The organism is Bdellovibrio sp. MYbb2 (genome assembly GCF_056175685.1).
In genome coordinates this window covers 406,972-426,842 of sequence record NZ_JBJKJI010000001.1, presented here as the reverse complement: position 1 = coordinate 426,842, position 19,871 = coordinate 406,972, and the positions used below count along the sequence as shown (strand labels likewise).

Here is a 19,871-nt window from a genome sequence, read left to right as displayed (position 1 = left end):
GGTTTTATGGGTCCACAATTAATTTATGGACACAGCAAAACCCTTGCTGATTGGTCTTTCTCCTCGTCTGCTGTATAAAACTCCGGACGGCTTTGAGATCAAAAGCAAATCCATTCAATATCTCGAACAGAATCTGGCGCACTTGATAGCCAAACACGGCGGCTTGGTGTTTATGGTTCCGTCTTTGGAATCTTCCGGCTTGCTTGAAAAAGATGATCTGAATGTTCATCAATATGCAGAAATTCTGGATGGTTTGGTCCTTCAGGGCGGGGTGGACATCTGTCCGACCTTGTATGGTGAAGAACCTATCGAAGTCATGGCCCATCACAAGACCGATCCGATTCGTGATCGTTATGAGTTGAAGCTGCTGAAGGCCTTTGCGACCCGGAACAAGCCTGTTCTGGGAATTTGCCGTGGTTTTCAGTTGATGAATGTCTTTAAGGGCGGAACGTTATTTCAGGATCTGCCAACCCAGCTTCCCAGCAATCTGGCGCACTTTAAATCCGAACTCTATGAAAAGCTCACGCATCGGGTGGAGATCACTCCGGGCGGAATGTTGCAGAAGATGTATACCGAAGGCGGAGAGATTGTTTCCATTCACCATCAGGGTGTAAAAAAGCTGGGGAATGGACTTCAGGTGGAGGCGACTTCCGAGGATGGACTTGTTGAAGCATTCAGCTCCACTCAGGACGGATTCTTTGTCGGGGTTCAGTGGCATCCGGAGTTTCATATCGACGAGGAAGAAAGATTCCTGTCGTCCGAGCCTTTGGTGAAAAAGTTCCTGGAGGCCTGTAAGGGCCCCCTGGTGAAACCTTCAGAAAAAATTCTGGGTCTTTGATTAATTCTAAAACTTAGTCCTTGTTGCGCAGACGACTCCAGAAGCTGCGCTTCTTCGGAGCGTACTCGCTTTTGCCAGCAGACTTGCTTTCACTTTTGTTAGCAGGCTTTGCGTGAGATGGTTTGGCATGAGCAGTTTTGCCGTGCGCCGGTTTAGAGTGAGACTTGTGAGAAGCCGCACCCTCAGATTTGTGCTCGGACTTCGCATGCGGCTTGCCGCCGCCGTGCGCAGGCTTGTGGCCGCCAGGAGCAGGTTTGCCACCGGCTTTCTTTCCGCCACCCTGTCCGCCTTGAGGCGCACCACCGCCACCACCTTGACGACGTTGGCCGCCGCCACGGTTTTTAGCCTTATTCTGCAGGCGCTGGCCTTCAAGGATGGCTTTGGCTTTACCCACGGTCATCACCGGAGCATTGGCAATTTCAGTGGAATGGAACGGATGATCTTCAACCACGTTCACTTTGGTGCGTGTGGTTTTCTCAATCGCAAACAGGAAGGATCTTTCTTCCGCGGTACAGAAAGATATGGAAACACCCGTTGCACCGGCACGTGCAGTTCTTCCGATACGGTGAACGTAAGATTCTGGAATATGCGGTAGCTCCAGGTTGATCACGTGAGTGATGCCGTCGATATCAATACCACGGGCTGCGATGTCCGTCGCAACCAATACACGCACATCGCCGTTTTTGAATTCCTCCAGCGCACGCTGACGCTGGTTCTGGGATTTGTCACCGTGAATGCCGGCTGCGGTAACGCCCGCTTTGGTCAAGCGATCCACAACGCGGTTCGCGCCGTACTTCATCTGAACAAACACCAGTACTTTGGCTAAAGCTTCATCTTTCAGAATGTGCAGTAATAGATCCAGCTTCTGTGGCTTATCGACGAACATCACATGTTGCTCAACTTTTTCGGCCGTGGAAGAAACCGGAGTCACCTCCACTTTCTTCGGATTCACCAGAATACGGTTGGCCAAAGTCTGAATCTCGTGCGGCATAGTTGCAGAGAAGAACAGGTTGTGACGCTTTTGTGGAAGCAGCGGCAGGATTTTTTTAATATCCTGCATGAAGCCCATATCCAGCATGCGATCGGCTTCATCCAAAACAAAGATTTCCACGCGATCCAGTTTCAAATGCTTTTGTCCGTGCAGATCCATCAGACGACCTGGAGTCGCCACCAGAATGTCCACGCCACCTTGCAGGGCGCGCACTTGCGGGTTTTGTCCCACGCCGCCGAAGATCACAGCGTGCTTCATGTTCAGGTGTTTGCTGTATGCTTCGATGTTTTCGTGAATCTGAATTGCCAGCTCACGCGTCGGAGTCAGAATCAGGCAGCGCGGGGATTTTGGTTCAATCTTGCGCGTGTGTTTGGAAAGGTTTTGCAGAATAGGCAGGGAAAACGCTGCGGTTTTTCCGGTGCCGGTTTGGGCAATGCCCAACAGATCGTGCCCTTCAAGAATAACAGGGATGGCTGCCAACTGAATCGGGGTTGGAGTTTCGTATCCTGCTTCTTTAAGTGAAAATTGAAGAGGGGCAATCAAAGGAAGGTCGGTAAATTTAGTCGTCGTCATGTGACGGAACTTCTACAGGTCAGGGGCGACTCTGTAAACCTCTATCTTCCTTAAGGTTTTTTGGCAGATCTGGCAGCAACCTTTTGGGCGGTTTTGAGTAGTTTTTGCACGGCCCAGAGGATGTCTTTGTTATATCCGAACACTTTAGCGGCGTCTTTGGCTGAAACCCAGTCAACACCCTTGTGATAAGAGGCATCTTCAATTTTGCCCGGCGGGACCCATTTTTGATCCAGGACGCCGACATAAAACACTGTACGGCAGGCGTGAACTTTGCCGTCCCAGGGAAAATCATAAACACGTTCAAAGGCAGAATCTTCCAGGATGCGGATCTTATAACCGGTTTCCTCGAGACACTCACGGGCGGCGGTGCTGGCAGGGGTTTCGCCTTTTTCAACGGCTCCACCTGGCAGGAAGAAATAAGGCACTTGTGCGGTCGGATCCACGGCGTGGAATCCCAGAACTTTTCCTTCGTGCAGAACCACGACGCTGGCTCGATCGCGGAAAACTTTTTGCGCTTTTTCAGATTTCTTTTCGTCGCGGCGGCCTTTGAAAAAGCCCTGCAAAAGTTCACTGCAGTCGTCTTCAAGAATACCGGCGCTGACTTCGACCTGATGATTCAGGCGTGGGTCCTTCAGAATATGATAAAGACTTTCCACCGCACCGGCTTTGGCGTCTTTCGCACCATAAACCACACGTGAAATGCGCGACTGCTGAATGGCGCCCGCACACATCACACAAGGCTCTAAAGTCACATACAAAGTACAGTCGCTTAAACGCCAGCTGCCGCGCTTTTGCGAAGCTTTATGCAAAGCCAAAAGCTCGGCATGCCCCAGTGGCGACTGCTGACGTTCGCGGGTGTTGATCGCATAAGAGATCATCCCTTCCGGTCCCACAACGATGGCGGCCACAGGCACTTCTTCGCGCTCGGCCGCTTTGCGGGCCAGCGCCAGTGCTTTGCGCATCCATTTTTCGTCGTGGGCAGGGGTGTTCACTATTTTGTTTCCTCGGCGATTCTTTCGCGCAGTTTCACTGGTTCAGAAGGTTTCTTGCGACGCATGCGAATGTTCAGCATTTCCACGCCCACAGAGAACGCCATCGCGAAGTAAACATAACCTTTCGGGATGTGAACTTCCAAAGCTTCCACGATCAAAGTGAAGCCGATCATCAGAAGGAAACTTAATGCAAGAATCTTAAGTGACGGGTGAGAATCCACGAAGTTGCTGATGGATTTTGCCGACACGATCATCACCGCAGCTGACAATACAACCGCTGCGATCATCACGGAAATCTCATTCACCATGCCCACGGCGGTGATGACGGAATCCAGAGAGAAAACGATGTCCAGCAATAGAATCTGGATAATCACTGCGTTGAAGGAATGCGCCACCGGATTGGACTGGGAGCCTTCCACGCCTTCAAGTTTGTGATTGATTTCCATGGTGGCTTTTACAATCAGGAACAGACCTCCCAGAAGCAGGATCAGATCGCGACCGGAAATTTCCTGGCCGAACACTTCAAACAAAGGTGCTGTCAGGCCGATGATCCATGACAAAGAGAACAGCAAAATCACGCGCGTGATCACTGCCAGACTCAAACCTGCGATGCGGGCTTTGTCCTGCTGGTGTGGCGGAAGTTTTCCGGCAAGAATTGAGATAAAGATAACGTTGTCGATGCCCAGAACCAGTTCAAGGGCAAACAAAGTGAAGAACGCGATCCAGATTTGCGGATTCGCAAGCATTTCCATCATAAAGGGGAACTCCTGTTGTTGTTCCCCCAATTTAAACTATTTCAAAGGTGTTGGGTATTTCAGATCGCGGTTCAGGAAGTCCTGCATCCAGATTTTTTTCATCCCCAGGCTGTCCCACCTCTTTTTAAGGTCATAGGTCGCAAACGGGGTTTGAATCTGATATTCAAAGTCCGCATGTTCGGCCATCACATGGAACGTCAAACTTTCGGCAAAGTCTTCCCAGGGGCTGACCGCAGCATAGGTGCTGATAAAGTCTGTGGGCGCCAGCTGGCGATAAAAGTCTTCCATGTCGGCCACACTCAGCTGTTCTTTGCAGTCATAAAAGCAGAGCTTTGACCACAGCGGAAACATCTGATCTGCCTTGGGTTTTTCCGGAGTTTCCCAGCTTAAAGCCGTCCATGATCCGGGCTCGGAGCTATTGGCGCGATTGGCGAAATCCAAAATGTGGCCCAGCTCATGCACGATCACATAATGAAGAGCTGACAGCGATGATGGCAGAACAATGCTGGTGCGGGGCCCCTCTGGCAAATGCACAAATGGCGGAGCCTTCAGGCCGAAGGCCTTTTGCTCTTTCCATCCCAGTACCGAGGTGGCGTCGTAGTTTTGTTCAACCAAGGTGCGGCGAATACCCATGAACGAACCTTGTGGTTCGCGGTTGGCATCCCAGGTCAGCACGCCGGCATAACCCAGAACCTCGGTGTCGTTTTCGATAAAGAGCACGGTCATGCTGCAGAAGGTTTGTTGCAGTTTTGCCGGCAGCACATCATAGATGCGTTCAATTGCCGGGGCCATGGATTCACTGTCAGGTTGGCAGCGGCGGGACTCCTTTGGATCCTGAATCGGATTCACAATGCAGGTGATTTCCTTCAGACGGGCACGGCAATCGGTGGGTGCGGTCTGCTGAGATTGGATGCCTGCTGCCTTGGAAAAGCGCAGTTCATCGGGTTTAAGGACATAGAACGCTTCCCAGGCATAGGCTTGGTTGGTTCCGACGAACAACAGTGATATCAGATAGATAAGTGCTTTCATAGGGTCCCCTCTGTTGCATTTGTCCCATCCGATTTTGGCCTGTTCAATAAAAAAGCACCGACTTGAGAATAATATACCGCGTCAGGACCCCAGAACTTGCCCCTTTTGTGCTGCTTTGTTATACACTCTTTCTCTCAAATTCATAATCCACACGGGAAGGAAGGTGATTGTCGTGGCAATGGTTAAGATCAAAGACGGTGAGTCTTTTGAATCTGCGTTCAGAAAATTCAAAAAGTCTTGCGAAAAAGCAGGTATTCTTTCTGAAGTTAAAAAACGCGAAAACTTTGAAAAACCTTCTGTAAGACTTAAAAAGAAGTCTATCGCCGCTCGTAAGCGCGCTGTAAAAAAATCCAGAAAAGGTTGGAACGACTAGTTCCCTTTTTGAAAGTTTGTTTTTTCAAGAGGCGACCACTGGTCGCCTCTGTTTTATGACCGAATCCTCTCTTAAGTCCTTTTGGAGGCACTATGGAAATCAGAGACAAAATCTCCGCTGACGTTAAAGCTGCCATGATCGCAAAAGAATCCGCTAAATTGGGGGCTCTTCGCATGCTCCAGGCTGCGATCAAAAACCGTGAAATCGACATGAGACCGGATCCAATCACTGCTGATGAAGTGATGAACGTGATCAAAAAGCTGGTAAAACAGCGCAAGGAATCCATCGAACAATTCCAGACAGCAGGTCGTACAGATCTTGTTGATCAGGAAACCGCGGAACTGAAAGTGCTGGAAGTTTATCTGCCAGCGCAAATGGGCCGTGATCAAATTGAAGCTCTTGTTACCGAAGTAATTGCAGCATTGGGTGCTAAAACCGTGAAGGACATGGGTCCTGTGATGAAAGAAGTCATCGCGAAATCCGGCGGCGCCGCAGACAACAAAGTAGTGAGCGAAGTTATTAAATCCAAGCTTTCCTAATTTGTTGGAGATACATGCGATTTTCACAAGACTTTATCGAGAAGGTGCAAGAGGCTAACAACCTCGTTGACATCATCTCTCAGTACACTCAGTTGAAACCTAGTGGTAGCGGCCTTATGGGCCGCTGTCCGTTTCCTGATCACGCTGAAAAAACGGCGTCTTTCTCCGTTTCTGAAACCAAACAGGTCTATCACTGTTTCGGTTGTCACAAGAGTGGCAACCTGTTTTCGTTTTTGCGCGACTATCAGGGGATGAGTTTTCCTGAGGCGGTGGAATATCTTGCGGGACGTGCCAGCATCCCGATGCCAGCTCCGGACAAGGAGGATGCGCAACGTGACCAGGCCAGCGATAAAAAGAAGTTGTTGTTAAAAGTAAATAAGCTCGCTGCTGATTATTTTTCAGAGCAACTTAAACGTGCTCCTCACGATCATCCGGTGAAGAAGTATATCGCCAGCCGGGGGCTGTCCCAGGAAGTGATCGAAGCTTTCGGCGTGGGTTATGCCCTGCCGGAATGGGACGGGCTGGAGCAATACCTGCTAAGCAAAAATGTGCCGATGGCGCTGGCCGAAGAAGCCCGCCTGGTGAAGGCTCGCAACAACAAGTCCGGGCACTTTGATATCTTCCGTGACCGCTTGATGTTCCCGATTCTTTCCGCGATGGGTGAGCCCATCGCTTTCGGGGGCCGTTACCTAGAGAAAAAAGAAACTGAACCCAAGTACCTGAACTCTCCAGAGACCCCGGTCTTTGTGAAGGGGAAGGTGTTGTACGGATTGTCACAGACAGCCCGTTACATCCGCAGCGACGATCTGGCCCTTATAGTAGAGGGGTATATGGATCTGGTGTCCCTGTATCAAGCCGGCATTCGCAATGTCGTGGCGACGATGGGAACCGCGCTGACGCCGGACCACGGGAAAATGCTGAAGCGCATGACCAAAAACGTGGTGGCCCTGTTTGACGGGGACAATGCCGGGATGGAAGCGGCCGAGCGCAGTTTGCCGATCCTGCTGGCGGCGGATCTTTATCCCAAGGGACTGACGCTGCCGAATGGAATGGATCCGGATGATTATGTGAAGAAATACGGATCTGAGGCCCTGAAAGTCGAACTGGAGCGTGCTCCAGACCTGTTTGTGATGATTTTGGCCCGTTGGATGGACGGTTATCGCGGTGACGCCTCTGAAAAGGTGAAGCTGGCGGATAAGCTGAAACCTTTGTTTGAGTCCATCCCGGATCTGCGTTTAAGAGACCTGTACTTGGCAGAGGCGGCCCAGAAAATGAACGTAGGGCTTCCTTGGCTGCGTCAGGCTGTGGGAATACAAGGCAGCGGCCCTGTAAATTCACATAATCGCCCTGCGATGACTAGGACGGTGCAGCCAAACCCGAATATGGGCTCGGCTAACCAGAAACCCCCGCAAGAGGTGTCCTCTAGTGTAGAGGGCGGCAAAATCAGTCTGCAGGGTGCCTCTAAAGCAGAGCTGATGCTGTTGGGATTGGTACTCAAAAGTCGTGCCAATTTTGATCAGTTTGTGAATGAAAATCTGCTCGAGAGTGTGGCCCACGAAGGAGTGAAAAAGATCCTCGAAAAAGCCACGGATGTGTATAGACAAGATCTCAGTAAATTTGATAAATTGACCAGTCTGCTTGTCTCTTACGTCGATCAGCCTGAATATTTATTCCAAGTGAGCCCAGCGAATGAGGGCGATCCAGGGTACGACGAAGAGGCAGAAATGAAACTCCTGCGCGATTGCTTTAAGCGCGTAAAAGAAAATTTCCTGCGCGATCAAGCAAAGCGCTTAGCACGTGATCTTAAAAACGAACCTAGTTCGGATAAGTTGGAACAGATTATGAATATTCAGAGAAACCGAATCTCTCTGAATAAAGGGTAAAAGGCGGGTATTTGATGAAACCGAACCTACCAAACAAACAAGAGAAAGAGCCTGTGAAGGTTCTTTCTTTGCAGGAACAGGAAACTCTGATTAAAGAAGAAATCCAGAGATTCCTGAAGCTTGCAAAGGAGAAGGGTGCGCTGACCATTGAGGAAATCAATGAGCTCCTTCCTCCTGAAATTGTTGCTCCATCTGTATTGGACTCGTTCATGCAGGGCCTTGAGGCCGGTGGTGTAGTAATTTCAGACTTGTCTGAAAGTTCGAAAGAGGAAGAGGGCGAAGGCTCCTTCCTGGAAAACGTCGATTCTGAAGACGAAGAAATTGATGACGAAGAAAAAGCGGAAAGTGAAGACGTTAAGGGCAACGACCCTGTACGCCTTTACCTGCGCAAAATGGGAAGCGTTTCCCTGCTGACCCGTGAAGGGGAAGTGGAAATTGCCCGTCGTATTGAAAAAGGGGAGCGCGAGATCGTTCGTGCGATCCTTTTGTCCCCTCTGGGTACCTACGAGATCATCCAGCTTGGTAAGCGCCTTGATGAAGGCCGTATCAAAGTTAAATCGATCTTCCGTGGTCTTGAGGACGAGGACACTCAGTACGATGAAAAGGAATACATCGATAAGATCCATGAGCTTATCGGTCGTGTGACTGAGTACCAGAAAGCGGCGGAAAAGCTGTTTATGACTCTTCGTAAAGAAGAGACAAACACTCCGGCTCGTCAGGCTGCCATGAAAGAGCTTGTTGTCATGAATGACAAGTTGATGGCGAACTTCGAGTCCGTGAATTTCAACCGTAAAACTATCAACCGCGTTGTGATCAAGTTCAAAAACCTGGTGAACCGTATCGGAACTCTTCGTCGTCGTATCAAAGACGGTGTGGAGCGTACATTCTCCAAAGACGTTGCAGCTATGGCTGAACGTATGAAACTGATCGATGCGAACGAAAAAGAACTGACCCGTATGACCCGCGATACCGGTTTGAACTATCAAAAGTTCAAATCCTACGTATTGCAGGCTCAGGAAGCGGAAAAGCGTATCAGCCGTTTGGATTCAGAAACTGAAATGAATCACAACTGGGTGAAAGAAACCTACACTGCCATCTGGAAAGGTGAGCGTGAAGCTGATGCCGCGAAATCCGAGTTGGTTGAAGCCAATCTTCGTCTGGTTGTATCCATCGCGAAGAAGTACACCAACCGCGGTCTGCAATTCCTGGATCTGATCCAGGAAGGTAACATCGGTTTGATGAAAGCCGTTGATAAGTTCGAATACCGTCGTGGTTACAAATTCTCGACTTATGCGACTTGGTGGATCCGTCAGGCGATCACTCGTGCTATTGCCGATCAGGCGCGCACGATCCGTATCCCTGTACACATGATCGAAACCATCAACAAACTTGTTCGTACATCCCGTTACCTGATCCAGGAACTTGGCCGTGAGCCGACCCCGGAAGAGATCGCGGATAAAATGGACATGCCAGTTGATAAGGTTCGTAAAGTTCTGAAAATTGCGAAAGAACCTATCTCTTTGGAAACTCCAGTGGGTGAAGAGGAAGATTCACACCTGGGCGACTTTATCGAGGACAAAAAGGTTATCAATCCTGCAGAAGCGATTGTGAACCTGAACCTTGCTGAACAAACGCGCCGTGTGTTGTCGACTTTGACTCCAAGAGAAGAAAAAGTCCTGCGTATGCGTTTCGGTATCGGGGAAGAGTCAGATCATACTTTGGAAGAAGTGGGTCAGGACTTCAACGTAACCCGTGAGCGTATCCGTCAGATCGAGGCGAAGGCTCTAAGAAAGCTTCGTCATCCTTCTCGCAGCAACAAACTAAAAGCGTTTGTTGATTCCTAGTGGCCAGCGGCCGCAGTGCCGTTAGGCTGAAGCAGCTCAAATTTCAAAGGCTCCCTTCGGGGAGCCTTTTTTCGTTTAGGCTGATGCACTGTGGTTTTGCCAAGCCTTTTTTAGTTTGATAGGCTCTCTTTATTCCAGATCGTGGGGGGCTAGCTTAGTTGGTTAAAGCACGGTGCTCATAACACTGGGATCGGGGGTTCAAGTCCCTCGCCCCCTACCATTTTCGACAGCAGTCGAACCAAAGAAATCAAAGTTCTAAGAAAAACGAAAAAACAAAACAATTTTAAAAACTTACGAGAGGGAAGCCTCTTTTCTCTTCTGCGCTGTAAATCACAGTAAATCATGCGAAATCACGTCAATTGCAATGCTTTGTAGTTCTTGGCTGTAGTTCGTGATCTTGCGAACTACGCGATTTGTAGTTTCTAGCCATTTAATTCATTAAAACTGATTTGTCATCTCTGATCAGAGAGGGGGATGTCGGTCTTTACCATGAATTCATCTTCAATTTGGGATTCAGCATCTCATATTGAGGAAAGTTGTCATTGAGCGGGTTTCATTTGCGGAAAGAAAGGTCGATATGAAGCTAGGCTCAAAATTAAATCAACTCTGTAAGGTGCAAGGTTTGTCTTTATCGCGTTTAGCGAAAGAGGCTGGCGTTCCTATGCAGACGGTCCATGCGTGGACCACAGGCCGAAAATCAATCAATCCAGATCAAATTAAAAAGGTCGCATCGGTTCTAAAAATATCGGTGCATGAATTGCTATTTGATGAGCCTGATCCGCATGACTCTATTGGGGAGGAAATTTTGAAAGAGATTTTCTCTGGTGACGTGCGAATCACCCTTCATCGAATTGAACGTCGCAAGAAAGGTCGTTAGGAGGTTTTATGAGAATTGTTTTAGCTTTGGGGTTTGCATTGGTCTTTACCTCGTCGTCTTTACTTGCTGAGGAAGTAAAGAACGAAAAGGAATTGAGTAAAGACGAGCAAGTTGAAATTGATGAGATAAGCGATATTTGCGATGCACTTAAGAAAGCTTACGATTCTAAAAAGGCTATGGATCATGAAAAGAAAATTGGGAAGGTTTCTGGTTCCGTGAATATGACCAAGCTAAATCAAGCTGGTCGTGATGGTGTTGAAGCGGTAGAAGATGTAGATCGGCTTTTAGCGATTTATAAAAAGAAGTATGGCGAGATTCCGGACTTAGACAATAGATGTAAATTCTTTGTGGAAATGAGTGCGTCGGAAAAGCATTTTTTCATAAAAAGTACAAAAAAGACAAAATAAAACAAAAGTCCATTTATAAAAAATTACCATGACCCGATAAGATCCCTATGAAATATGGACGAACTCTTAAGGTATTTGTAATGGGCTCTGATCCGCGATCTCTGAAATCGGTGGAGCTTGTAAACTGGACAGGTCAGGCATTCATAGGTCGTAGGGAACATTTGAGTCAGGCGAGGCAACGAGACGAACTATGCGAGCCGGGAGTTTATTTTCTTCTAAGTGACGGTTCGGAAGATAACGGAGCGATAGATATCTACATAGGAGAAACAGACAATTTCTCGGAGAGATTATCGAGTCATGCTCAAGGAAAAGATTTCTGGACTCAATTTGTGGTTTTTGTATCGAAAGATAAAAACCTAACAAAGGCACACGTAAAATACTTAGAGCGGGAGATATACCGTTTAGCTGAAAAAGCTATCGGCACGTTAACTGTTCAAAACTCAACAATTCCCTCTGGTTCCAGTCTTCCAGAATCAGATATTGCGGCAATGAACGAGTTTATGGATAACATTATTTTTGTTCTTGAAACACTAGGACTAGGATATTTTCCATCAAGAGATGTAAGTCACCCTATTCCGCAATTAAAGAATCCTGAAGTTGTTGAAAGTAGCCCGGCTGATGGAGTTGATTTCTACATAACTTTACCTCGAGATCTTGTACCCGAAGGGCATGCGCAGCCGAAAGCTTTTATGTATGTGAAAGGTAATGCATATTTTTTAAAAGCAGGTTCATATATAAAAAGCATATCAAGACAAAGTTTTGATGAAGGACACGCCTATTTCAATATTTGGGATCAAGTTATTAAGTCCGACGCAGTTGTCCCCACAGAGTTTAAAGGTCTTCTTAAAACCACAAGAGATATTGAGTTTAGATCACCATCTGGAGCTGGAACTGTTGCGAGAGGCGGACAAACAAATGGTCGTACAGATTGGAAAAGAGTAACCGACGACTTATCTTTAAAAGAGGTTGAGGCTGAAGGCCTGGAGACGTAATCACCGAACCTTGGTCTAACTGTATTAGTTGAATGACTAGAGATAGGTCCCGGCAAAAAATTCCCCGGATCCAGTTTTTAACTAAACAAATGCAAACATATTCCCACGGGATCCTTGCGCACCGATAATGTGTCTATGCACATGGAGGTGCTATGAGTAGTCAGGCGGAATCTCTTGTTCAAGAGGAATCATTAGTTAACTTTCCCGATACGAGATATATGGGGAGTAAAAGAAAGCTCTTAACATCGCTCTCTAGTATTTTTGAGCAGCTGGATTTCGATACGGCTCTGGATGCGTTTTCCGGCACATCTTCAGTCGCATACTTACTGAAAATGATGGGTAAGTCAGTCGACACTAACGACTACATGCGATTTAACTATTACATTGCGAAAGCACTGGTTGAAAATTCTCGTATAAAACTCAATGACGACGAAGTTCAAGAGATAATACAGTTCAATTCTTCTGAGAAAAGTAACTTCATTGAAAAAGAATTTTCAGGTTTGTACTACAGTAAAAAGGACTGCCGTTGGTTAGACTCCGCAATTGCTAATATCGAATTTCTATCTAATCCCTACAAAAAAGCTATTGCGCTAACTGCGTTATGTCGAGCATGTATCAAGAAAAGACCAAGAGGTATTTTTACTTACACTGGCATGAGATATGATGATGGTCGAAAAGATCTTAAAATTGAATTAGCAGATCATTTCATTGCTGCTGTAAAGATGATCAATGATTCAGTTATAAATACTGGAGAACAGTGTAGAGCTTTCAATCAAGATATCATGAAATTCAAAAAGACGGATTACGATCTTGTCTATTTAGATCCTCCATATCTTTCGCTTAAATCTGATAATGAATATACTCGAAGATATCATTTTTTAGAGGGACTAGTTTCTTATTGGAGCCATGTTGAAATTAACAGATCTACTAAGACAAAAAAGTTCGATAGATTTGATTCTATGTTCACACATAAAGATACTATCGTGCCAGCATTCGAAGAATTATTTGATAGGTATAAGAAAAGTACTCTTGTGCTTTCGTATTCTTCAAACTGTTTCCCGAACGCAGATATTCTTAAAGGTATGATTAAGAACAGCGGAAAGGCCGTTGAACTAGTTGAAATAGATTATGTTTATTCTGTAGGGACGCACGGCCATAAGAAGAATAATCAGTCTAATCAGGTTAAGGAATACGTCTTTTTGGGACTATAGGAGCTTTGTTATAAGACTCCCACATATTCAAATTCATTACTTGGAATTGTGCCTTCTCTGCGTGGGAGAGAAGGCGACGGAGATCCTTGTCTCTAGATAGCCATCCTGGACCATCAGTAATTAACAACCAGGAGTCTTTATTCTGAGTAGAAGATAAGCTTTCCACAGATTTTGCGAGATCTGATAGCACAGATCCGCCTGTATAATAGAATTTGCAGAGTACCTGTTTGGTGTTTCCATCGGCATCCACAAATGAGAAGCTTGATTTCAATTTTGTACCATCTTGCAAAGTGATTGAAGTGCTTTCGCCAGTTTTATACTTACAATTTGCCTTCGCCTTTTTTACCATTTCTACGTTAGATTGCTTTTTGCGCTTTGCCCAACCAGAAAGTCCTAGGTCCCTTGCTGCGACAAGATCTCCATATGAATGACCGTCATTAAAGAAATTTCTAACTTGCTCTTTCTCATCTTCACTCAAAGTTCTAGCTAGTCCCTTTACTAGTACGGTTACTGAATCAAATGCCCACATATCATCTTTCCAACCCTTTACGGCCACTGGCACTGATGCTTTTATAAACCCTTCCATTTTTGATTCTGACCAACCTAAAATTAGTCTTAAGCACTGCACGGCGAAGGGAGTTTGAGAAATCCAGGTCTGCAATAGTGATTCGAAATTAAAGAATAGGACCTGCGAATACCTTTTTAGCCAGAGAATTGCATCAATAAGGCCCAGCTCCTCATCAGTTGAATCAATGCTCCATGATGCGGCAGAATTGACATCTAATTCTAAGTCAGCAGGGTTAATCTCGCTAGGAAGTGGCTTTCGCGTTATGTTCTTTGGTTTCTTTGTGCGTAAATCTTTTGGTGTTAATAAAAAATCAATTTTTTTATTTTCGTAGAGATCTTTGAGTTTTATCCAGAAGCTTGGGTCTTTTTGGAATCCTATCCCCGCCACGACAAGACCAACTAAAAGGTCGTTCTTGCTTTTTTTAGCCTTGGATATTTCGTTAAGATCTTTGATGGCACCCGCATGTTTAGTGCCACTTGTTTTTGAATACTTCGCCTCGATTGCAAGGTTTAAAGATGGTACAAAGAAATCACAGTTTTTTGAGAGCCCTTTAAATAGGTAGTGAGATTTAAACTCCTCGTCATTTTGATGAAGCCAATTAGCGATCATGTCTTCGAGCAGGTTTCCACCTTTTGCTATTGTTTCAGCAGATCCCTTTAATGCGCGATATCGCTCCAGTAAGACTCTTTCTGGTGTTAATGGTTGGACCTTCAGAATTTTTAGATCAGTTAACAACCGATCATAATCAATTTTCTCTTTTTCCGAGATTCCGAGAGTGAGCCTGGCAGCCTTTTCCAAATCTTTGGACTTCTTTATAGCGTCATTGAGTTCTTTTGTGGTCGTAAATTCAAAAAGAATAGAGATTTGCTTATTTAGCTTTTCCGATATGTCTATGGATTCAGAAGAAGGTAAGTATGGTGATAAAGAGCTAAGAAATCGTTCGTATAGTGAGAGTATTTTTTGGTTAGGAGTTGTGTGGCTTGGAACGTAGGGAATTAAAGACAGTTTTCTAGACGACTTAGTATCTCCTACGCTTACAAGCAGGCCAACTTGCGATAACCAACTAGTAATTGTAGAAAGTCTTCTTTGCGCTGTAGAGTCCTTTTTGCTTAATTCTGAAAGATCAATTAACTTCTTTAAAAACATCTTTGGCGAGACTGGATCCGATGTTTCGAACTGTTCTAATATTTCTCTTACAATTGGGATTTCTACTACATACGGCTTAAGAATCTCGCCATAATTATGGTTTGTCTTTAGTACTAATAGAAGCTCTCTGCCTTTTTCCGTGAGTTCCGATTTATTGCTATGATTTATTGCGAAACCAAAAATTTCTACGGCTCTTCGGTAGTAGCGCCCTTGTCTATCTGAAAATCCGATGAATTTAGCGATTTGCTTGTCTGTTTTGCATCCTGAATCTATAGCGACTAAAGTCCGTAAGACTTTCTCAAGGTTATTCGCCTGAGGCACATCTGCGCTTTTAACTTCGATTTTCATGTCAGATAAGTCGGCTTTTTGAGCGGCCATCTTAAGGAAATAAACAAAAAAACCGATAGTCTGAATGTGAAACAAAATTCAGGAAAGACCACCAATATGTCAAAGCGAGACAGTGCCGTAGATACATTGAAGAACACCTACTTGAAAGGCCTCTCAAGTGAACAAGCGGAAGCGGCAGCTCATTTTGAAGGACCGCTTATGGTAATTGCGGGGCCGGGTTCCGGTAAGACCGAAACAATGGTACGCAGAGCTGCGGTTCTTATTGATCATTATAAAGTTGATCCAAGTAATATTTTGCTGACGACCTTTACCGAAAAGGCAGCTGAAAATTTAATTGCCCGTGTGAAGCAAAGAATTTCTGATCCAACCAAGGTTGAGAATATTACGATTGGAACTATTCATGGTGTATGTCTTCGCATCTTAGAAGACTTTGGGGTTCATAAGGGAGTTTTCGCCAGATCTATACGCGTGTTAGATGAGCATAAAGCTAGCCTATTTCTATTTAAGAATTTTAAAGAGTTAGGTTTGTCTGCAATATATGACAGACCGAGTGCTGGCAATATTTCCGCTATGCTATCGTATTACAGTTCCTTTGAGGAAAAGGGAACCGATGTAAAAAAACTTAAAAAGTATCTTGAAAAGACTTCTGATGAGAATAAAGACTTGCTTGCCGCGATAGAAACATATCCCACGTATCTTCGACTTCTAAAAGAGAATCAGGCCTTAGGGTTTTCTTCGATTTTGGCTAAAACATATGAACTCTTGACGGAACATCGTGATGTTTTGCAATCCGTCAGAGAAAAGTTCAAATTCATCATCGTCGATGAGTATCAAGATACAAATCCCCTACAAGATCAGATTCTTAGGCTAATCGCCGAACCAGAAAATAATATTGTTGTCATCGGCGATGATGATCAGAGTTTGTATAGATTTAGAGGAGCAACAGTTACAAACTTTCTTAAGTTCAGCGAGCGAGTAAAAGGTTGTAAGTCTTTGAAATTATCCGAAAACAGAAGAAGTACCCCGGAGATCTTAGAGGTCAGCAGAGCTATAGTTGATCTGATTCCTAAGGAAGGTCGAACTGATAAGCAGTTAATTACAAAAAATCCAAATGGAACGCCCGTTGGTATCGTTTCTTATGAAACGGATGAAGATGAAGTAAAAGGAATTGCTGATACAATCTTTGAGTTAAAAAGTTCTGGAAAAATTAAGTCATATAATGAAGTGGCAATCCTTTGCTATAGTCTTTCAAGCATATTTGGTTCATTAAAAGAGCAGTTTGACGCAAGAGGAATTCCCTTTATTGCAAAAGGCGATAAGTCATTTAGCGGTCAGCTTGCAGTACAGCAGATAATTGATTTAATGAACTTTGTAACAAAGAAAAAAGGAAATATAAAGGATCTTGGTTCTTTAAAGCCGCCAGTGTTTTGCTTTCTCAGTGAAAACAGTTTGGCGGAAATAGAAAATCTCTCTTTCGAATCTGATGTTATTGAGAATATTCTAACAATAGAAGATATTCCTGTTAAATCTCCTCATGATCGAAAACGCGTCTTTTCTCTTGTGGACTTGCGGCGTAAAATCTTGGGAAGTAATTATTCAAGAAAGTCTTACACGGATATTCTGGATCTATTTTTCCAAGTATTAACAATTTCCGAAACTATTAAGTTCTATTCGTTGGAATCAGAGTCCATCGAAGCAGATGAGATTTTAGATCAAATAGGAAAATTTTCTCAGCTCTTGAGTGACTACTCAAACGAAACTTTAAAGAGAAGCTTCAGTGATTTCAGGGAATTTTTCACCTATATTATAAAGAATGCTCTTGATAATCCCTCGGTTGATAATGACGATGCTGTCGTAATTCAAACAATACATCAATCTAAGGGATTGGAGTATCCTGTTGTGTTTATGCCTGCTCTAGTAGATAGTCGATTTCCAAGTCGGCGAGCTGATGATTCGAGTGGCATTCCTTTTGTAAAAGATACGCATAAATTTTGGACTGAAAGCTCGACCTACGAGAATGTCGATACAGATTTTAGACGTATTCTTTACGTTGGTGTGACAAGGTCTGAGAGCTTACTATATCTTTCGTATTTTAGAAAAAAGAGTCGAAAAGCAGAACCTTCTAGATATCTTAAAGAACTTATTGAATCAAAAAAAGTTGCTGTAATTGAGAGCTGTGCTATGCCGACAGCAGCAGTCGGAGGGGACAAAAAACGATATAAGGAGAAGCTGAGAGTAAGTTCCTCTCATTTGCAGTATTATTTATTCTGTCCGACTCGATATAAATATGCATTAAATCATTCTGTAGCTGCCCCACACAGAGGGTATTTCTCTTTCGGTTCTAATTTGCACTCTGCAATCGAAGAAGTTTCAAATCTTGTTCGTACTCAAGGAAAAGGTGTTCTATCTAAAGTTGATGCAAATGATATTTTTGAACGCAATTGGAACAATTTTGGTTTCGATGCGTTGGGAGCAGCTGAGAAGCAAAAAGAATATGCTCGGGTATATTTTAAAGACTTCGTCGATAATCAGGGAGATCTTCTCAGTAAGATTCAAGTGTCTGAGAGAAAATTTACCTTAGAAGAGTCGAGCTTTATTCTTACTGGGAAAATTGACGCGATTGCAGAAACCGAAAATGGTAATTTAATAGTTATCGATTTTAAAACTGGTAAGCGCGATAAATTCGAAAAAGAGCCTGATAGTACCTTTGTAAGTCATCAAGGAAATATTTATGTGGAAGCTGTAGAAAGAACAGTAGGTAAGACTCCAGAGAATTTCTATCTACATTTCCTAGGGGAAGATCAGCGGAAGCCAAGTGAATTTAAACGAGACTTTTCTGTTACCAATGAATCGAGAAAACAAGTCTTAGATTTGATGTCTGAGACGGCATATAGAATTGAGAGCAAAGATTTTGCGCCAGCGCCAGAAGTAGAGAGACAAAAAAAGTGCAGTTTGTGCGAATTTAGAGATGTCTGTCCTTTTAAGATCAATACGAAGGCTGCTTAAATGGAGCGCGAATTGCTTTGGATTTTGATTGTCCTGGTGTGTTTTAATGTGGGGGTTTCTGCATTTTTATTCTATCAACTCTCGAATTTGAGAAAAGCCACGCAGGGCGTTAAGGCTATTTATTTTGGCGAAGTATCTGAAGTTAGTTCGTTAATAAAAAAACAGAAGAAAGTATTATTGAAATGCCAATTGTTGATGGGTGAAATTCCAGTTGGCCAACCATTCATCGTCTCGGAGCAATTGACTGAAACGATTGATAAAGAGCGTATAGATAGCATCATCGAGAACTTGGCGAAGCCCATTGGTGGAATTGGAATTAAAATTATATCAAAAGGACTCCTGTAGAAAAAAAGAGTCTTAATATATGAAATTTGAATCTGAATTAAAAAATTTTTAGAAATACTAGCGACAACTCAAGACGCAAAGATTGATCATATAGCTGAAAAGTATGATATACTTTATTTGAAAACAAGGTCGAACTGTTAGATCTGTTTCCAAGTGATAAATTTAAATTGCTAATGACGAAAGAAGTTAGAGCATTTGAGATTGAAAGTATTCCTGCTGCCAATGAGGAACTGCTTGGCTACATAAAAAGCAGATTGAAATTTGTGGAATCGAGACAGACTGCTTTTTTGGCTTCGGCGATTACCAGCAACCTTCCGACTATCGTCCAAGAACAGGTGGTTTCGGAGAAGGCAGATGGCCTACTTATGAAGAAGGAAAATATTTAGAATTATTCAAAGTAAGTAAAACAAAAGTTGAAAAAGACTGGTCTTTACGATGAAGAAGCTGATGCCTCTTTAGCTGTACGCGCATGCACTGGTAATATAGTTTTGACTGCCGAGAGGAGAGCCAAACCTGGTCCCTTGCGAGAAGCTGTGGAATTAGGTGGAAAAATAGTTTCATTCTACGACTATCAGAAAGATATGCCTTTTACGGAATTCTTGAAAAGTAGTGTAGAGTTCCAGTTAACTGTGGTGTAGTGTTTTGTAGCTATTTGGGAAAAAGAGCACTGAAATCATTAACAAATTTCAATCTCCGCACTCCCTACCATTTTTGCGAAGCAAAAATCCTCTAATCTCCAATTTCCAATATCTCTGTCGGGACGCCAGTGCTAAAAATATAAATGGGGGTACTCATGAAATTCCTATCTATGGTTTGTGTGTTGATTCTTGGATGTTCGGCGCAGGCGCTGACAGCAAAGGTTGTGAACTCGACAGATGTTCGCTTCATGGCAGATTTGATTTTGACCCGTGCGAGTGGCGGAGCCCCTCTTAGCATTGTGGACGATAAGGTTTTGGCGCCGGGTGAAGCTTTTGAAAAAAACTATGGTGTGCTGGACGCGAATGATCTTGTCCTAAGATACGAAGTCATCTCCACCGACAATAAGCCGATCTGTTTGGGCAAGGTGGATTTGAACTCGAAGAGCAATTTTAAACTTGTCGTCGACGGCCACCCTGGCATGGCCCCGGCGGACTGCAAAGTTACACAATAAACTG

At 44.4% G+C, this 19,871-nt stretch carries 19 protein-coding genes and 1 tRNA gene; 15 read left to right on the top strand and 5 right to left on the bottom strand.

What is annotated here, in order from left to right:
- Positions 1-25: 25 nt before the first annotated feature.
- A complete protein-coding gene (locus AC04MQ_RS02115) occupies positions 26-838 on the top strand; it encodes a gamma-glutamyl-gamma-aminobutyrate hydrolase family protein (protein ID WP_417862764.1) in 813 nt (270 codons plus the stop codon).
- 13 nt (positions 839-851) lie between these two features.
- Here AC04MQ_RS02115 and AC04MQ_RS02110 read toward each other — a convergent pair whose 3' ends face one another.
- The 4 genes from AC04MQ_RS02110 to AC04MQ_RS02095 are packed head-to-tail and all read right to left on the bottom strand — an operon-like array spanning position 852 to position 5,178.
- Positions 852-2,402 (bottom strand): DEAD/DEAH box helicase, encoded by a 1,551-nt coding sequence (locus AC04MQ_RS02110; protein ID WP_475390848.1) that lies wholly within the window; start codon positions 2,400-2,402, stop codon positions 852-854.
- Positions 2,403-2,452: 50 nt separating this feature from the next.
- A complete protein-coding gene (gene tadA / locus AC04MQ_RS02105) occupies positions 2,453-3,394 on the bottom strand; it encodes a tRNA adenosine(34) deaminase TadA (RefSeq protein WP_475390847.1) in 942 nt (313 codons plus the stop codon).
- A complete protein-coding gene (locus tag AC04MQ_RS02100) occupies positions 3,394-4,146 on the bottom strand; it encodes a TerC family protein (protein WP_417864084.1) in 753 nt (250 codons plus the stop codon). The genes tadA and AC04MQ_RS02100 overlap by 1 nt, the downstream gene beginning before the upstream one ends.
- Before the next feature lie 39 nt (positions 4,147-4,185).
- Complete coding sequence (locus AC04MQ_RS02095) at positions 4,186-5,178, bottom strand: hypothetical protein (protein WP_475390845.1); 993 nt, start codon at positions 5,176-5,178, stop codon at positions 4,186-4,188.
- Positions 5,179-5,356: 178 nt separating this feature from the next.
- Between AC04MQ_RS02095 and rpsU the strand changes: the two genes are divergently transcribed.
- The 9 genes from rpsU to AC04MQ_RS02050 all read left to right on the top strand — a co-directional run bounded on the left by rpsU (position 5,357) and on the right by AC04MQ_RS02050 (position 13,304).
- Positions 5,357-5,551: a 30S ribosomal protein S21 gene (rpsU, locus tag AC04MQ_RS02090; protein ID WP_038452062.1), complete on the top strand. Its 195-nt coding sequence runs from the start codon at positions 5,357-5,359 to the stop codon at positions 5,549-5,551.
- Between the two features lie 92 nt (positions 5,552-5,643).
- Entirely contained in the window at positions 5,644-6,090 is a 447-nt protein-coding gene (locus AC04MQ_RS02085) for a GatB/YqeY domain-containing protein (RefSeq protein ID WP_011162840.1), read from the top strand.
- A 14-nt stretch (positions 6,091-6,104) separates the two neighbouring features.
- On the top strand, positions 6,105-7,973 hold the full coding sequence (gene dnaG / locus AC04MQ_RS02080; RefSeq protein WP_475390844.1) for a DNA primase: 1,869 nt from the start codon (positions 6,105-6,107) through the stop codon (positions 7,971-7,973).
- Positions 7,974-7,987: 14 nt separating this feature from the next.
- Positions 7,988-9,817: an RNA polymerase sigma factor RpoD gene (gene rpoD, locus AC04MQ_RS02075; RefSeq protein WP_417862758.1), complete on the top strand. Its 1,830-nt coding sequence runs from the start codon at positions 7,988-7,990 to the stop codon at positions 9,815-9,817.
- Positions 9,818-9,960: 143 nt separating this feature from the next.
- Positions 9,961-10,037 (top strand) — tRNA-Met (locus AC04MQ_RS02070).
- Between the two features lie 306 nt (positions 10,038-10,343).
- Positions 10,344-10,694, top strand: a complete 351-nt coding sequence (locus AC04MQ_RS02065) for a helix-turn-helix domain-containing protein (protein WP_475390842.1) — start codon at positions 10,344-10,346, stop codon at positions 10,692-10,694.
- An 8-nt stretch (positions 10,695-10,702) separates the two neighbouring features.
- Complete coding sequence (locus AC04MQ_RS02060) at positions 10,703-11,101, top strand: hypothetical protein (RefSeq protein ID WP_475390840.1); 399 nt, start codon at positions 10,703-10,705, stop codon at positions 11,099-11,101.
- A 47-nt stretch (positions 11,102-11,148) separates the two neighbouring features.
- Positions 11,149-12,093, top strand: coding sequence for a GIY-YIG nuclease family protein (locus AC04MQ_RS02055; protein ID WP_475390838.1), 945 nt, complete (start codon positions 11,149-11,151; stop codon positions 12,091-12,093).
- A gap of 152 nt (positions 12,094-12,245) precedes the next feature.
- Complete coding sequence (locus AC04MQ_RS02050) at positions 12,246-13,304, top strand: DNA adenine methylase (protein WP_475390836.1); 1,059 nt, start codon at positions 12,246-12,248, stop codon at positions 13,302-13,304.
- Here the strand turns inward: AC04MQ_RS02050 and AC04MQ_RS02045 are convergent.
- Positions 13,276-15,396 (bottom strand): DpnII family type II restriction endonuclease, encoded by a 2,121-nt coding sequence (locus tag AC04MQ_RS02045; protein WP_475390834.1) that lies wholly within the window; start codon positions 15,394-15,396, stop codon positions 13,276-13,278. The two genes, AC04MQ_RS02050 and AC04MQ_RS02045, sit on opposite strands and share 29 nt — an antisense overlap.
- A 36-nt stretch (positions 15,397-15,432) precedes the next feature.
- Between AC04MQ_RS02045 and AC04MQ_RS02040 the strand changes: the two genes are divergently transcribed.
- From AC04MQ_RS02040 to AC04MQ_RS02020, 5 genes are all read left to right on the top strand, one after another.
- The gene (locus tag AC04MQ_RS02040; RefSeq protein WP_475390832.1) at positions 15,433-18,372 is read left to right on the top strand and encodes an ATP-dependent helicase; all 2,940 of its coding nucleotides are present in this window, start codon (positions 15,433-15,435) and stop codon (positions 18,370-18,372) included.
- On the top strand, positions 18,373-18,717 hold the full coding sequence (locus tag AC04MQ_RS02035) for a hypothetical protein (protein ID WP_475390830.1): 345 nt from the start codon (positions 18,373-18,375) through the stop codon (positions 18,715-18,717).
- Between the two features lie 173 nt (positions 18,718-18,890).
- Positions 18,891-19,103, top strand: coding sequence for a hypothetical protein (locus AC04MQ_RS02030; protein WP_475390828.1), 213 nt, complete (start codon positions 18,891-18,893; stop codon positions 19,101-19,103).
- A 27-nt stretch (positions 19,104-19,130) separates the two neighbouring features.
- Positions 19,131-19,355: a hypothetical protein gene (locus AC04MQ_RS02025; RefSeq protein ID WP_475390827.1), complete on the top strand. Its 225-nt coding sequence runs from the start codon at positions 19,131-19,133 to the stop codon at positions 19,353-19,355.
- Between the two features lie 155 nt (positions 19,356-19,510).
- The gene (locus tag AC04MQ_RS02020) at positions 19,511-19,867 is read left to right on the top strand and encodes a hypothetical protein (protein ID WP_475390825.1); all 357 of its coding nucleotides are present in this window, start codon (positions 19,511-19,513) and stop codon (positions 19,865-19,867) included.
- The last annotated feature ends 4 nt before the right edge of the window (positions 19,868-19,871 follow it).